This is a genomic window from Achromobacter agilis, assembly GCF_900496965.1.
GTDB classification, from domain to species: domain Bacteria; phylum Pseudomonadota; class Gammaproteobacteria; order Burkholderiales; family Burkholderiaceae_B; genus Achromobacter; species Achromobacter agilis.
Genome location: NZ_UFQB01000005.1, coordinates 56,700 through 71,408, shown reverse-complemented (window position 1 = coordinate 71,408; position 14,709 = coordinate 56,700). Strand labels below are relative to the sequence as shown.

Sequence of the window (14,709 nt, the reverse complement as noted above, 5' to 3'; positions counted from 1 at the left end):
AGTAGGGTTTCCGCCGTTATCAGTACAGATTCAGAGATGATTAAAAAAAGCGGATCAGTTTGGAGGGCTGATCCGCCTTCCCTGCGATTTTCATAGGCGAAAGCGGCTGTTTTCCGGATGCCCAGCTGACGGTTAAGTTACAAAAAAAGCAGCACAGGCAGAGGGCTGATCTGTCTGCTTCGATGGCGTGGCTACAGCGGCCGGCGGGCGGGCAGCAGAAGCAGCCCGCCCGCCGTCAGTTGCCAGGAGGTGAACGCCAGCGCGGAGACGGGCGTCAGCACCAGCAGCGAGCCCCCCGCGATGCCGGCGACCGCTGCGGCCACCGACAGGCCGCGCACGCAGCATTGCCACCGTGAGCGGATAGCCCTGCGGCATCAGCCTGGTGCCCCGGCTCTACGTGCAGCGCGATCTGGACAGCGGGGCCCTGCAAGCCGCGCTGGCGGACTGGACCCCGGTGGCAACCTATGTGTACGTGGTGTATCCCTCGCCGCGCCACATGGTGGCGAAGGTCCGGGCTTTCGTGGATTTCCCTACTGGAGGAACTGGGCCCGCGGCGGGCGTGAACCCGCCGCGGGACGCCGCCGGGTCAGCCGTCGTGGCGGGCGCCGGGTTGGCTGGCCTCGCGCATGGCCGAGCAGGCGGACGCCATCTGCTGGGACAGGGTGGTCCAGATCTGCGCCATGGGCGTGGCGTCAAGCCCGATGCCGCCGCCGGCGGCCTGCTTCAGCCAACCGGTCATGGCTTCGCTGATGCCGGCGGCCAGCGTGGCCTGTTCTTCCAGCAGCGCGTGCGTGATGGCCTGGCTGGCTTCGAGCTGGCCTTGCCATTGCTTGCGCGTGATTTCGCCCAGCGCGGGCGCGATCTGTTGCCAGTCGCCGGACTGTTGCAGCGGCGCCAGCGTGGCCAGGTATTGCTCGGCGTTGCCGCTGGCCAGGCGCCGGCCCAGCTCGATCCAGCGCTGCTGGCTTTCCTGGGCAAGCTGGGCCATGCGCTGGCAATAGGCGGCATTGGCGCTGGCGAGGCCCAGGGGCATGGAGGCAGTTGCTTTCTTCATCATCCGTCCTTTTAAAAGAGTGGTAAGGGGCAACGAATACTCGGCCTCATGCCATCTGGCTGAGGGTCTTGCGAAAGCGCGCGAGAGAGAACGCGAACAGGATCGTGCCTATCAGCGCCAGCGCCAGGAACGGCTGCCATACGACACCGATTCCCGCGCCGCGGTAGAGAATGGCCTGGCCGAGCTCCACGAAGTGCGTGGTGGGGGCGGCCAGCATGATGTCCTGCACGAACTGCGGCATGCTTTCGCGCGGCGTGGTGCCGCCCGACAGCATCTGCAGGGGCAGCAGCACGAGCACCAGCAGCATGCCGAACTGGGGCATGCTGCGCGCGAGCGTGGCCATGAAGATGCCCATGGAGGTCGTTGCGAACAGGTGCAACGCCGCGCCGGCAAGGAAAAGCGCCACCGACCCTTCGATCGGGACGTGCAACAGGCCACGCACCACGAATATCAACGATAGCCCGGCGGACGCCAGCACCACCAGCCCCATCGACCAGACCTTGGCGACCATGATTTCGGTCGGCGTCACCGGCATGACCAACAGGTGTTCGATCGTGCCGTGCTCGCGTTCGCGGATCAGCGCGGCGCCCGTCAGGATGATGGACAGCATCGTGACGTTGTTGATGATCTCCATCAGCGCGCCGAACCAGGCCTGCGTCAGGTTGGGGTTGAAGCGCATGCGCACGGCCAGGTCGACCGGCAGCTCGGTGGGCGCGCGGTACCGCCTGGCGAATTCGTTGATCTCGTCGGTAATGATCTGCTGGATGTAGCTGCTGCCCGTGAAGGCCTGGCTCATCCGTGTCGCGTCTACGTTCAGCTGGATTTCCGCCGGCCTGCCCGCCAGCACGTCGCGCTGGAAATTGGGCGGAATGCCAACGGAGAAGGTATAGCGGCCCGCGTCCATGCCGGCGTCGGCCTCGGCCGAGGTGATCAGCGCCGGCGGCGTGAAATGCGGCGGATAGAAGGCCGAGACGATGCGCGCCGACAGGGGCGAGACGTCTTCGTCCACCACGGCGATGGGGGCGTTGTGCAGCGTCTCGGGCACGGCGGTGGCAGCCGTATAGATCATCAGCGTGAACGACACGAAGATCAGGATCAGCATCATCGGGTCGCGCGCGAGGCTCCACAGTTCCTTCACGCCCAGGCGGTAGATATTGGCCAGGTGCCGCATCTCAGGTCTCCTGTTTCTTCAGCAGGAGCGCCGAGGCGCCGAGGACGATGGGGATCGCGGCCAGCAAGGGCCAGAACGCGCCCTGCAGATCGGAGAAATCCAGGGCCTTGCTGAACACGCCTCGGCTGATGGTGAGCATGTGTGTGGCGGGGTAGACCTGGCCGATCAGCCGTCCCGCGCCTTCCAGCGACGACACCGGGTTGAGCAGCCCCGCGAACTGCACCGCCGGCACCAGCGTTCCGATCATGGTGAAGAACAGCGCGGCGATCTGGCTGCGGGTAAAGGTGGAGGCCAGCAGGCCGATGGCGGTGGCCACCACGTTGTAGATCAGCGCGGCCAGCAGCAGCGTGGGGAAGCTCCCGGTGATCGGGACGCCGAACAGTGTCACCGCCAGCAGGGTCATCAGCAGGAAGTTCAGCATCGCCAGCGCCACGTAGGGGGCCTGCTTGCCCAGCAGGAACTCCAACCGCGTCACGGGGGTGACGTACAGGTTGATGATGGAGCCCAGTTCCTTTTCGCGCACCACCGCCAGCGCGGTCAGCATCGCGGGCATCATGAGCAGGAGCAGGGGGATCACGGCGGGCACCATGGCGGGCAGGCTGCGCACGTCGGGGTTGTAGCGGAAGCGGGTTTCGATGCTGACCGGCAGCGTGGCGCTGGCGCCCAGCCGTTCGCGCGCCTGCTGCATCAGCCAGCCCTGGTGCATGCCCATGACGTAGCCGCGGATGGTTTCGGCGCGCTGGGGCATCGCGCCGTCGATCCAGACGCCGATCTGTGCGCTGGCTCCCCGCTGCACGTCGCGGGCGAAACCTTGCGGGATCTCGATGGCGAGCGACAGTTCGCCGCTGCGCATGCGCGCGTCCATGTCGGCGTAATCCTGGATGAGCGGGCGTTCGATGAAGTAGCGCGATCCGGCGAGGTTCAGGCTGTAGTTCTGGCTCAGCCCGGTCTGGTCGCGGTCCATGACAGCATAGCGCAGGTCTTCCACATCCATGCTGATGCCAAAGCCCATCACGAACATCAGCAGCAGCGATCCGGCCAGCGCCAGCGTCGCGCGCACGGGATCGCGCCGCAGCTCCAGCGATTCGCGCCACATGTAGCTCAGCATGCGCTGCAGGCTGAAGCCGCGGCGCCTGGGCTCGGGGGCGGGTTCGGGCGCCGTGGTGTCTTCGGGCGTTGCCGCTTCCGCCTGGGTGCCCGCGCCGGCATCGATCAGGTAGGCGATGAACGCTTCTTCCAGCGTCTTGGCGCCGCGCATGCGGGTAATCTCGTCGGGCGAGGCGCTGACCAGCACCTTGCCGGCGTGCATCAGCGACATGCGGTCGCAGCGCTGCGCCTCGTTCATGAAGTGCGTTGAAATGAAGATGGTGACCTGGTCCTGCCGCGCCAGCGCGATGAGCAGCCGCCAGAAGCCGTCGCGCGCGACCGGGTCCACGCCCGAGGTCGGCTCGTCCAGGATCAGCAGTTCAGGGCGGTGCACCATGGCCACCGCCAGCGATAGGCGCTGGCGCACGCCCATAGGCAGGTTCTCGGGCAGGGTGTCCAGCACGTCGCCCAGGTCGAAGCGGGCCACCATCTCGTCCACGCGCGCGGGGATCTCGGGTTCGGGCACGTGGAACAGGCGCGCGTGCAGCACCAGGTTCTGCCGGACGGTCAGTTCTCCGTACAGCGAGAACGCCTGCGACATGTAGCCCACGCGGCGGCGGGTATCGATGTTCCTGGGGTCGACTTCCGCGCCGAACAGCCAGGCCTGGCCTTCGCTGGCGGGCAACAGGCCCGTCAGCATTTTCATGGTGGTGGACTTGCCGCAGCCGTTGGAGCCCAGGAAGCCGAATATCTCGCCTTTCCGGATGCGGAAATTGACGTGGTCTACCGCGACGAAATCGCCGAACTTCATGGTGAGGTCGCGCGCCTCGATGGCGATCTCGGCGTCGTCGCCGACCGCCAGCGGCACGATTTCCACGGGTTTGTGGCCGCGCCGCTTGGCCTCGGGCAGCAGCGCGATGAAGGCCGCTTCCAGGGAGTCCGCGCCGGTGCGCCGTTCCAGTTCGGCCGGCGTGCCGGTGGCGAGCACCCGGCCTTCGTCCATGGCGATCAGCCAATCGAAGCGCTCCGCCTCGTCCATGTAGGCCGTGGCGACGATGACGCTCATGCCGCTGCGCTCCCGGCGGATCTGGTTGATCAGGTCCCAGAACTGCGCGCGCGCCAGCGGGTCCACGCCGGTGGTGGGTTCGTCGAGGATCAGCAGATCGGGATCGTGGATCAGGGCGCAGCACAGGCCGAGCTTCTGCTTCATGCCGCCGGAAAGCTTGCCGGCCGGGCGCGACAGGAACGCCGACAGGCCGGTGCTGCGGGTCAGGCTGTCGATGCGCCGGCGGCGCTCGGCCTCGTCATGGCCGAACAGGCGTCCGAAGAATTGCAGGTTTTCCTCGACGGACAAGGTGGGATAGAGGTTCTTGCCCAGGCCCTGCGGCATGTAGGCGATGCGCGGACAGACGGCATCGCGGTGCCGGCTGCCGGCCATGTCGCCGCCCAGCACCTCGACCTTGCCTTCCTGCACCTTGCGGGCGCCGGCCACCAGGGCCAGCAGGCTGGACTTGCCGACGCCGTCGGGGCCGATCAGCCCCACCATGCGGCCGGCGGGGATGTCGAGCGCGATGCCGTCCAGCGCGACCGTCTCGCCATAGCGCAGGCTGACGCCGGACAGCCTGACGACAGGGGCGGTTTCCGCGGGAGCCATCACGGCACCTTGACTTCCAGGCCGGCGGGCCATTGGGCGTCGGCGTCAAGCTTGAGCCAGGCCACGCCCGGCAGGCCGGTCTTGACCTGTTTCAGGTGCCGCTGCAGCAGCTCGGGGCTGATCTGGGCCTTGACGCGGAACATCAGCTTTTGCCGCTCGCTGGCGGTTTCCACCGTCTTGGGCGTGAATTGCGCGGTGCTGGCCACGAAGGACACCTTGGCGGGAATGACGTACTGGGGCGCGGCGTCCAGGATGATGCGCACGTCCTGCCCCATGGCCACGCGGCCCGCCGCCTGCTCGGGCAGGAAGAATGTCATGTATACGTCGGACAGGTCCACCATGTTCAGCACCTTGCCGCCCGCGGGCAGGACTTCGCCCGGCTGCGCGACGCGATACTGCACGCGGCCATCGCGCGGGGCGCGCAGTTCGCTGTCGGCGATGTCGGCTTCGATACGCGCGATGGTGGCTTGCGCCGCCGTGATGGCGGATTCCGCGCCGACCTGGGCCGCGCGCGCGGCGTCGATCGCGGCCTGCGCCGCATTCACCTGGGCGCGCGAGGCATGCACGGCCGCCTGCGCGCTGCGCACGCGGGCGCGGTCGTCGTCCAGTTCCTGGATGGACGAGGCGCCCTCCTTGGACAGGGCTTCCGAACGCGCCAGGCGGCGCCGGGCGGCGTCCAGCTCGCTTTCCCGCTGCACCACCACGGCTTCGGCGGCCAGCTTGTCGCTTTCGCGCTGCGCGACCTGCGCGCGGGCGCTGGCCGCGGCATTGACGGTCTGCTGGTGCTGCGCGCGGGCTTCTTCGCGCTGCGCCTGCAGCGTGTCGATCTGCATGCGCGCCAGCGGCCGGCCCGCGGCGACGAAATCGCCTTCTGCGGCAAGCACTTCCTGCACGCGGCCCGCCAGTTTGGCGGCGACGTCGATTTCCGTGGCCTCGATGCGGCCGTTGCCGCTGATGAAACCGGCGCCCGGGCCGGTGTCGGAAAACATCCGCCAGCCGTAAAAGCCGGCGGCGGCAACGGCCAGGACAACCAGGACAGGGGCCAGTTTTCGGGTGGGCAGGCGCATCGGAAGAATCCTCGGTTCTCTGTTATCGGGGGCTGGCGTCTTGCGGGCCGGCGGCGGCGCGGGCCTGGGCGGCGGCTTGCGTGCCGCCGCCCAGCGCCGCATACAGCCTCACACGGCTGGACAGCAGCGCGCGGCGCGTCTGCGCGAGCTTCTGCTGGGCCGCAAGCAGGTCGCGCTGGGCGTCCAGCACTTCCAGGTAAGGGGATGCGCCATGGTCGTAGCGCAACTGGGCCAGGCGGGCGCGTTCGCTCTGCGCCGCCACGGTAGCGCGCAGCACCTCCACTTGCTCCGCCAGCCAGCGGCGGGCGGACAGGGCGTCGGACACGTCCTTGAACGCCGTCTGTATGGTCTGTTCGTAGGTGGCCACGGCCTGATCGCGGCGCGCTTCTGCCAGGTCCACCGTGGCGCCCCGCCGCCCGGCATCGAAGATCGGCAGGCTGATGCTGGGCGCGAAATTCCAGGCGCGGCTGCCGCCGGAAAACAGGCCGTCCAGCTCGGCGCTGGCGGTGCCGAAGGCGCCGGTCAGCGTGATACTGGGTAGGAAAGCGGCGCGGGCCGCGCCGATGTTGGCGTTCGAGGCCTTCAGGCGGTGTTCGGCCGCGACGATGTCGGGGCGGTTGACCAACAGCGCCGAAGGCAGGCCGGGCGGCAGGTCGCGCATGACGGCGTTGTCGTCCAGCCGCGGCGGCAGCTTGGGCAGATCCAGCGGCGCGCCAAGCAGCAGTTCCAGCGCATGGGCCTGCGCCGCGCGGGACTGTTCCAGGTCCGCGCCCAGGGCCTTGGCCTGCTGCCACAGCGTTTCGACCTGGGTGAGATCCAGCTTCGAGATGGCGCCGACTTCGTAGCGGCGGCGGAAAATGCGCAGCGACGCTTCGCGCGAGGCGATGGTCTCGCGGGTCAGCGCCAGGCGTTCGTCCAGTTCGCGCAGCGACAGGTAGCTGTCCGCCACCTCCGCGATCAGGCTCAGCGTGGCCGCGCGGGCGGCGGCGTCGGAGGCCAGGTAGTTCTGCAGCGCGGCGTCCTTCAGGTTGCGCACGCGGCCCCAGAAGTCCAGCTCCCAGCTGGCCATGCCGAGCCCCACCTGGTATTGGCTCGAGACCTGCGGCTGCCCGGTGAGGTTCAGGTCGCCCGGCACGCGGGAGCGGGCTCCCTCGGCTTGCACGCCGACGGTGGGGAACTGGTCCGCGCGCTGGATGCCGTACAGCGCGCGCGCTTCCTCGACGCGCAGCAGCGCGTTGCGCAGGTCGCGGTTGTTGTCGAGGGCGGTGGCGATGAGGCCTTGCAGCACCGGATCCGGGAAATAGGCCTGCCACGCGATATCGGCCGCGGCCGTGGCCGTCGCGGCGCCGGAATCGTCGGGCGCATACGTGGCGGGCACGGGCAGGGCGGGGCGGTTGTAGTCGGGCGCCAGCGAAACGCAGCCGCTGGTCAGCAGCATCAGCAAGGCTGCGGGGGCGAGGCGCGCGGCGATCGTGGCCGGAAACGGGCGGCGTGTCATGCGAGGTCTCTCCAGCGCGGGGGGGGCGCCGGGGACCGTTCCGGTCTGGCAGGCTTGTGGCGCCGCCTCCGGGACGGACCCGACACCGAGGTCATGCCTGTATTGTGCCGAGCCGCGCCTGCGCATTCCTTGACCTAGGTCAAGTTAAAGACTGACTGGTCGGTTTTTAATGAATCGCATGCATGGAGGGAGCAGGATGAACACGCCGCGTCGTCGTCTTCCGCAGGCCGTGCGGGTCGGGCAGATCCTCGACGCCGCGCTGCAGGAATTCTCGCAAGCCGGCTATGCAGGCGCCCGGATGGACGACATCGCCTTGCGCGCAGGGCTGTCCAAGGGGGGGCTGTATGCGCACTTCGACAGCAAGGAGGCTGTTTTCGAGGCCCTGCTGGCGCGCCACCTGAGCCCATCGCGGCTGGACGTCGACGCCGTGGTGGACGGCGCCGCGACGCCGCGCCATCTGGCCGAGCGCATCGTCAATCATCTCTACGTGAGCCTGGCCAATCCCGCCATGGTTAGCACCCTGCGCCTGCTGCTGGCCGAGAGCGGTCGAGTCCCCCACCTGGCCGCGCGCTGGCGCAGCGATACCGCGGAAACGCACCAGGCCGACATCGCCAGGCTGCTGGAGCGCGCGCGGGCCCGCGGCCTGTGCAGCGATTGCGTGGCGCGGGATCATCCGTGGCTGTTGCTGTCGCCCATCGTCCATACCCTCGTCATGTCCGCGCTGCTCGGCCCGGGCGAGCGCATCGACCTGCCGGAACGCCGGCAGGCGCATGTGGCGCTGATCTGCGAATTGCTGCGCGCGTCCGCTGTGCCGCAGGCGGACGGCCCTTCTTGACGCCGGGTCCGCCATAGTGTCCTATCCAGGCTGAGCCTGCGACAGCCACGGACAACCTATGCGGCAAGGCGATTTGCCTATTTCGGGAATGACGGTCGGCGCGCCGTCCTGGCGCTATCTGCCAGTGGCGCTGGCCCTGATGCTTCCCATCCTCGTCTGCGTGGGGTGGACCTGGCTGCATGCGAACAATGCGCAGCGCCAGGAGGCCGGCGTCGCGGCGCGCATCGTGCGCGTCCAGGCCGAAAGAATCCTGGTCCAGTCCGGCGACATGCTGGAGCGCGTGGCGGCGCTGGCGTCGCGGCCCTGCGCCGAACTGCTGCCCGACCTGCAACGCTGGGGCGCGCTGAACCCCTACTTCCGGTCCCTGGTCCTCGCCGGCCATGGCCGCGTCTATTGTTCGTCGGCATTGGGCGGGGTGGACGCCTCGATCGACGACTTCAGCAGATGGCCCGTCCGTTTTGCGCCTGACAGCTGGCCGCTCACGGTGGCCGGCACGCCCCTGGCGCCGGACCGGCCCGCCATCCTGCTCGGCAAATCCCGACGGGACGGCTACGGCGGCATCGTCGAGGTGGACGGCCGCTATGTGCAGGACCTGCTGAATGCCGTCGCCACCATGGGCGACCTGCAGCTTGAGCTCATCGTGGGCAAGGGCGTTCCGATCCGCAGCGACTCCTGGGGCCGTTCGGCGGCGCACACCGTGCCGCTGTTCCACGAAACCGTCCGCGGGCCGGGCGGGGCTGCCCTGACCGTCAACGTCATGGCGCCCGCCGAAGCGCTCGTGCACGCGTGGTCGCAGTCCATGCTGACGTATCTGCCGGTGGCGTTGCTGATCGGCGCGGGTCTTGCGCTGGGCGCATACCGCCTGCAGGCCAACCGGCAATCGTTCAAGGAGCAATTGCGCCGCGCCATGCGGGCCAACGAGTTCCAGGTGCATTACCAGCCGGTATACGGCCGGGCCACGGGCCGGTGCGAAGGCGTCGAGGCGCTGATGCGGTGGGAGCGGCCCGGCGTGGGCCCGGTGCGTCCGGACGTCTTCATCGCGGCGGCAGAGGCGGACGGCATGATCATCGAGCTGACGCGCCACCTGCTGACCCTGATCGAGCGCGACGTGCTGACCTGGGCCACGCCGCCGGACTTCCACGTCGGCGTGAATATCGCGGCGGAACACCTGTCCAGCCCCGGGCTGGTGCCCGACATCCAGGCTTTCGCCGCGGCCATCGTGGCGCGCCGCCCGCTGGTCGTGCTCGAGATCACGGAGCGCAGCCTGATCTCGGACAACGGCCAGGCGCGGCGCAATATCGATACCTTGCGCGCCGAGGGCCTGCGAGTGGCCATCGACGATTTCGGCACCGGGCACTGCTCGCTGTCGTATCTGCAGAAATTCCCGGTGGACTATCTAAAGGTCGACAAGGGCTTCGTGCAGGCCATCGGACCCGCGGGCGAGGAAGCGCCGGTACTGGACGCGATCATCACGCTGGCGAGCCGGCTGGGGCTGGCGGTGGTGGCCGAAGGCGTGGAGGCGCGGTACCAGTTCGACTACCTGGAGGCGCGCGGGGTCGCCTTCTTTCAGGGGTACTTCTTTGCGCGGCCCATGCCGTCCGCCGAGTTCGCGCGCTGGCATGCCGCGGGCGCGAAGCCGGCAACCGCCTAGGCCGCCTTGCCCCCGGGCGCCGCCTTGGTGAAGAACAGGTCGGTGATGGTCTGGCTGTCCATGGGCTCGCCGCTGATCGTGCGCGCCAGCAATTCCGCGCCCAGCAATTGCACCGAGAACACCAGGTCGGGCTGTACCCGGCGGATTTTTTCAAGGTGCTTGCTGGTATTGACCAGCGCTACCGTCTTGGCGCCCGCGTCGCCCGTCGCTTCCTTGGCGGCCAGCACGATGAATGCGTTTTCGGCATCGTCGTCGCGCAGCGCCAGCACGTAGCGCGCCCGCGCGACGCCCGCGTTGCGCAGCACCTCCACGCTGGACGCGTCGCCCTCGATCAGGTCGGCCGCGGCAGGGTATTCGGACGCCGCGCCGGACGGCACGATGACGGTGACTTCGTCGCCGCGGCGGCGCAGGCCGTCGTAGACGCTCAGCGCCAGGGGCGTCGCGCCCGCGATGATGATGTGGTTCTTGCGCATGGCGGTGGAAAATCTGCCTTTGACCAGCCGTTTCAGATTGCCGCCGATCACCGGACCGGCGATCGCGCTGATGGAGGTGGCGAATATGGTGATGCCCAGGATGATAATCGACGCGGTGAACAGCCGGGCGGTGCTGGTGTGCGGGGTGATATCGCCATAGCCCACCGTGGACATGGACACGATGGAGAAATAGAAGGCCGTCGCGGCGTCTTCGATCGGCGGGTTGAATTCCGTGCCCAGGTAGAGCGTGCCGAAGATCGCGTAGATCAGCAGTGACAGCATGCTGACCACCGCGAACAGCGAGCCGGCGGTGACGCTGGCCCGGTCAAAGCGCCGCCAATAGGCGATCAGCGCGATCACGAGCACCAGCGTATAGATGCCCAGGCCGGCGCGGCCATGATCGTCCAGGATGGCGAACGTGCCGATGCCGATCAGCAGCACCAGCGAAAACGCCCAGGCGATGCGGGCCTTGAGGATCAGGCCCAGGGCGATGACCTGCAACCCCATGCCCAGGACCAGGCGCGGAATTTCCAGCAGGCCGACGACCCGCACGACCTCGTGCCAGTTGTCGATGGCGAGCCAGAACGAATACTCCCGCGCGCGCACTTCCCGCAGCACGGGATGCATGAAGGCATAGCCGTCCAGTGCCACCAGGATGGCCAGGCACCAGTTCGGCGGAAACAGCGCCAGCAGCTTCCGGATGCGGTGCATGGGGGGAACGGGCATGATCGGCATGGGGGCGGGTCCTTTGGCGGCATTTTAGGCGCTGCGCATGGGCAGGGCTGCCTATGCCTAATAGGTATAGAAGGCTATCAACAAAGAATTACTGGAAACCGATCCAAGGTCCTAAACTTCGTGCATCACGCGGCTATCCGCAAGGATCGCCGCTGATAAGGGCGAACTGCCCGCCGGTTTGCAGAGGCGGACCGATCGCTGGCGTTGATCACGTTGCAGCTTGCGCGGGGACTAGAGACCCCGCACGGGTTCACGGCTTGGCCGTGCGTGAGCAGTATGAGGCACGAATGTTGGAATCGCGTGGGCCAGGTAGAAGGCATCAGTGCCGGCTGATGACTCCAGGTTCACGTGTTGTTTTAGCGCGGCGTCTTAGCCTTTCGAGGCAGCGCCGCGTTTTTTTCGCCCGGCGCGCAGCGCGCCGGACCCGCCCGCCGTCATGAGGACGCGTCCGCCATTTCGCGGCGCCGGTCGTCCGGCGCCTCCGGCCGGCTTTCATCCCCCATCCCCCGAACCTCCAGGTCGAACGCGATATCCGCGGCGAACATATAGCCCCATCCATGCACGGCGCGGATCGGCAGCGCCATCTGTTTGGCGGCGGCTTTGCGGCGCAGGCGGCTGATCATGACGTCCACGAAGCGGCGGCGCGTGATGCTGTGCTCCGTTTCGTCCACGCCGTCCGTGTGGAAGGCTTCGCGGCTGACCTTGCGATCCGGCGCGTCTACGAGCCGCGACAGGAAGTCGCGTTCTCCTGTCGTCAGGCCGAGGCTGCGGCCGCCCGGGCTGACCAATGTCCAGCCCTTGTTCGCCAGGCGCCAGGTTTCCTGGGCGGGTTCTCCCGGCGGGGGCGTCTCGGGCAAGGCGTCCGTGCTTTCCTGGACGGCGGCCCGGCGCACCAGCGCCTGCAGCGCCGCCGCCAGTTCCAGCCCCGTGACCTCTGGGGGCAGGCAGGCGTCCGCGCCGCAAAGCAACGTACGGATACGGCTTTCGGCATCGGGGAACGCCGAGATGGCGACGATGCCCACGCCGCGGTCCGCCGCGCGCAGCCGCACCGCGGCGTTGTGGATGTCGGGCAGCGGGGCTTCCAGGACGATCAGCGGGCTGGGGCTGCGGGAATACCGTTCGTAGACCTTGGCGAGGTCGTGGCAGTGGCGGACGTTGAAACCCAGGTGGGACAGGGCTTCGGCGAGTCTGGCATGTCTGGCGTCGTCGTAGCCAAGAAAAATGACATCCAGCGTGTTGTTCATTGATGCTTCCAGGACGAAGCCGTCCGGCGGTGTTGTTCGAATGGGCGCGCGACCAGCCTGGGCCCAGGTCCGGGCCATTGCAGCCGGCTCGCGGCGGATCCGCGCGTCGATGCCGCAGGGGATTCACGCCCGTGTTTCATTTAAACACGGGCGTGTTTTTTTGTGAAGATACGTTTCTGTAGTTTCTGATGGTAACTGTCGCGCTAGATCAAATGAAGGGGAACTGCTTGAAATAGTGTTTGTTTTGAAATGAAGGATAACAACGTATTAAGTATCGCCGATACATTATTTTCTATTTCGGATACATCGGCGGCCTAAACTTGCGCAGCTTTTTCGCCTCTACGCCAGCCGGCGCACGTGGCTGCGGCCGCGCCGCGGTATGGATATGGCCTTATTAAGCCGATGATAGATATGGTTTTTTTAGGGCAACTCGGGTTCGCGGCCTGATGTCCGCGCGGGCAAAAGCGCCGCGCGGCAGCCCGCTGCCGCGATTTGCGGATTAGCCTGGAATTTGGGGCGCAATCCGGTTATTTGGCGCCAGTATCGGGATGCTTTAATCAAAAACATAAATCCATATTAATAATGTCTCAGGTTGATCGATTGAACACGTTTAGCCATCGTCTGCGCAACGCAAGAATGCTTCAGGGATGGACGCAAAAAGACTTGGCGGTCGCGAGCAACCTGTCGCAAAGCGCTATCGGCAACTACGAGAGCGGGCAGCGCCAGCAGCCATCCAGCAACGCTCTCATCAAGCTGACCCGCGCGCTGCGCGTCAATCCCATGTGGCTCAGCATCGGCGAGGGGCCGATGCTGAACCCGGGCCCCGACGGCGGCGTGGGCGAGGTGCCCATGCCGGCCGCTTGGCCCTTCGAGACGGTCTCTTATGCGACCTATGCCCGCTTGAGCTCGCAGGAAAAGCGCCAGATCGAGCTGGTGCTGGCTGCCTACATCAAGGCACGCGGCGAATAGACCCGAGGGGCTGGGCCGCCGCCGGGGGGCGCAGCCGCGCGCCCGCCACAGGCACCGGCGAACTGCCGTCCGCACCATCGGCATCCGTGCGCAGGCGGCTGCGCAGACGCTCCACCGGGTCGGCGATCAGGCCGTTGAGCAGCGCCGAGAAGCCGATGCAGCCCGTGATGACCAACGCCGCGAACAGCATGGGCTGATGCAGGCTGAGCTCATCGAGCAGCCAGCTGAAGAACATGATCACGAGCGAATGGCAGATGTAGATGGGATAGCTCAATTCGCCGATCGCCCTGTCCAGCCGATGGCGCGACTGGAACAGGAAGGCCAGCGGCAGCAGCGCGGCGAAGAGCAGCACCGCCAGGCCGTCGCGCACGGTAGGATTGATGCCGATCGAAAAATGCAGCAGACAGTAGCCAAACAGCAGGGCGGTGCCCGCTTCGGGCAGGAGTTTCGCCTTCCGGGCCCAGGCCTTGTAGCGCGGCAGCAGCACCTGGTGCGACAGCGAACCGATCAGGAACAGCGCCAGTTCCGTCGGAAAGAAGCGGTAGGTCCAGGGGTCGCTCTGGCCGATGCCGCTCGCGATCAGCACCCCGCGCAGGGCCAGCGACATGACCAGCAGCGTCAGCAGCCGGCGCGGCGATCCCAGCACGAACGGCGCCACCAGGTAGAAGCTCATTTCGACCCCCAGGGTCCAGGCCTGGGGCACCAGCAGGCCTTGGTAGAGCGGCACCTCGCTGCGGGCGAAGCTCCCCGTGAACGCCAGCTGGGAATGTTCGATGCCGAAGAACATCAGCCAATCCTGGCCCATGATGAAAATATTGGAAAGGACCAGGAAGAGTTCCGCGCTGAAGGGCAGGGCGTCGTAGAAGCGGAAGAACGCGCCGCCGCTCAGTGCATGGGCCAGCAGGGTCATCGAGGCCACGGCCAGGTAGATCGGGAACAGGCGCAGGAAGCGGTTGGCGTAGAACTTGCCCGTGGCGCCCTGATAGCGGTCGGTGGCGGTCAGCACATAGGAAATCAGGAAGCCTGAAATGACATAGAACAGTTGCACAGCCAGCCTGCCGCCGACCAGGTGATCGGCATTGCCGCCGCCCAGATGGTCCAGCACCACCGATAATGCCAACAAGGTTCTCAAGAAGCCCATCGCCGTGTCTCCAGGAGTAGTTTTTTTTGGGCCCTGCGGTACTTGCGGCCGGCTCCCCATTTCCTGGAGCTGCCAGGTCCTGCCGGAGGGGGACCCGTACTGATTCTGCGCGCCGCTTGCGGCCGCCGCCA

11 protein-coding genes and 2 pseudogenes are annotated in these 14,709 nt (G+C 67.1%); 4 read left to right on the top strand and 9 right to left on the bottom strand.

The features are described 5' to 3' along the window. Nucleotides 1–209 precede the first annotated feature (209 nt). Nucleotides 210–338: pseudogene (locus AGI3411_RS07820) on the bottom strand (EamA family transporter); the annotation flags it as partial. Between the two features lie 44 nt (nt 339–382). On the opposite strand from AGI3411_RS07820, the pseudogene AGI3411_RS30335 reads away from it, so the two are divergent. After that, nucleotides 383–469: pseudogene (locus AGI3411_RS30335) on the top strand (hypothetical protein); the annotation flags it as partial. 117 nt (nt 470–586) lie between these two features. Here the strand turns inward: AGI3411_RS30335 and AGI3411_RS07810 are convergent. Genes AGI3411_RS07810 through AGI3411_RS07790 form a run of 5 tightly spaced genes read right to left on the bottom strand, consistent with a single transcriptional unit; the run spans nt 587 to nt 7,530 of the window. Then, nucleotides 587–1,054: a hypothetical protein gene (locus AGI3411_RS07810; protein WP_129526817.1), complete on the bottom strand. Its 468-nt coding sequence runs from the start codon at nt 1,052–1,054 to the stop codon at nt 587–589. 46 nt (nt 1,055–1,100) lie between these two features. Then, entirely contained in the window at nt 1,101–2,225 is a 1,125-nt protein-coding gene (locus AGI3411_RS07805) for an ABC transporter permease (RefSeq protein WP_129526816.1), read from the bottom strand. Nucleotide 2,226: 1 nt separating this feature from the next. Then, nucleotides 2,227–4,965, bottom strand: coding sequence for a ribosome-associated ATPase/putative transporter RbbA (gene rbbA, locus AGI3411_RS07800; RefSeq protein ID WP_129526815.1), 2,739 nt, complete (start codon nt 4,963–4,965; stop codon nt 2,227–2,229). Next, nucleotides 4,965–6,032, bottom strand: a complete 1,068-nt coding sequence (locus AGI3411_RS07795; RefSeq protein WP_129526814.1) for an HlyD family secretion protein — start codon at nt 6,030–6,032, stop codon at nt 4,965–4,967. Before AGI3411_RS07795 ends, rbbA begins: the two co-directional genes overlap by 1 nt. A gap of 22 nt (nt 6,033–6,054) precedes the next feature. Next, nucleotides 6,055–7,530: an efflux transporter outer membrane subunit gene (locus AGI3411_RS07790; protein WP_129526813.1), complete on the bottom strand. Its 1,476-nt coding sequence runs from the start codon at nt 7,528–7,530 to the stop codon at nt 6,055–6,057. A gap of 196 nt (nt 7,531–7,726) precedes the next feature. On the opposite strand from AGI3411_RS07790, the gene AGI3411_RS07785 reads away from it, so the two are divergent. After that, a complete protein-coding gene (locus AGI3411_RS07785) occupies nt 7,727–8,365 on the top strand; it encodes a TetR/AcrR family transcriptional regulator (protein WP_129526812.1) in 639 nt (212 codons plus the stop codon). Nucleotides 8,366–8,423: 58 nt separating this feature from the next. Then, the gene (locus AGI3411_RS07780) at nt 8,424–10,016 is read left to right on the top strand and encodes an EAL domain-containing protein (RefSeq protein ID WP_244240281.1); all 1,593 of its coding nucleotides are present in this window, start codon (nt 8,424–8,426) and stop codon (nt 10,014–10,016) included. Here AGI3411_RS07780 and kch read toward each other — a convergent pair. After that, on the bottom strand, nt 10,013–11,224 hold the full coding sequence (kch, locus tag AGI3411_RS07775; RefSeq protein WP_129526811.1) for a voltage-gated potassium channel protein: 1,212 nt from the start codon (nt 11,222–11,224) through the stop codon (nt 10,013–10,015). The genes AGI3411_RS07780 and kch overlap by 4 nt on opposite strands. 434 nt (nt 11,225–11,658) lie before the next feature. Next, nucleotides 11,659–12,468 (bottom strand): response regulator transcription factor, encoded by an 810-nt coding sequence (locus tag AGI3411_RS07770; RefSeq protein WP_129526810.1) that lies wholly within the window; start codon nt 12,466–12,468, stop codon nt 11,659–11,661. 582 nt (nt 12,469–13,050) lie between these two features. Here AGI3411_RS07770 and AGI3411_RS07765 point away from each other — a divergent pair. After that, nucleotides 13,051–13,437 (top strand): helix-turn-helix domain-containing protein, encoded by a 387-nt coding sequence (locus AGI3411_RS07765; protein WP_129526809.1) that lies wholly within the window; start codon nt 13,051–13,053, stop codon nt 13,435–13,437. Here the strand turns inward: AGI3411_RS07765 and AGI3411_RS07760 are convergent. Then, nucleotides 13,418–14,560 (bottom strand): acyltransferase family protein, encoded by a 1,143-nt coding sequence (locus AGI3411_RS07760; protein ID WP_341867904.1) that lies wholly within the window; start codon nt 14,558–14,560, stop codon nt 13,418–13,420. The two genes, AGI3411_RS07765 and AGI3411_RS07760, sit on opposite strands and share 20 nt — an antisense overlap. Nucleotides 14,561–14,709 lie beyond the last annotated feature (149 nt).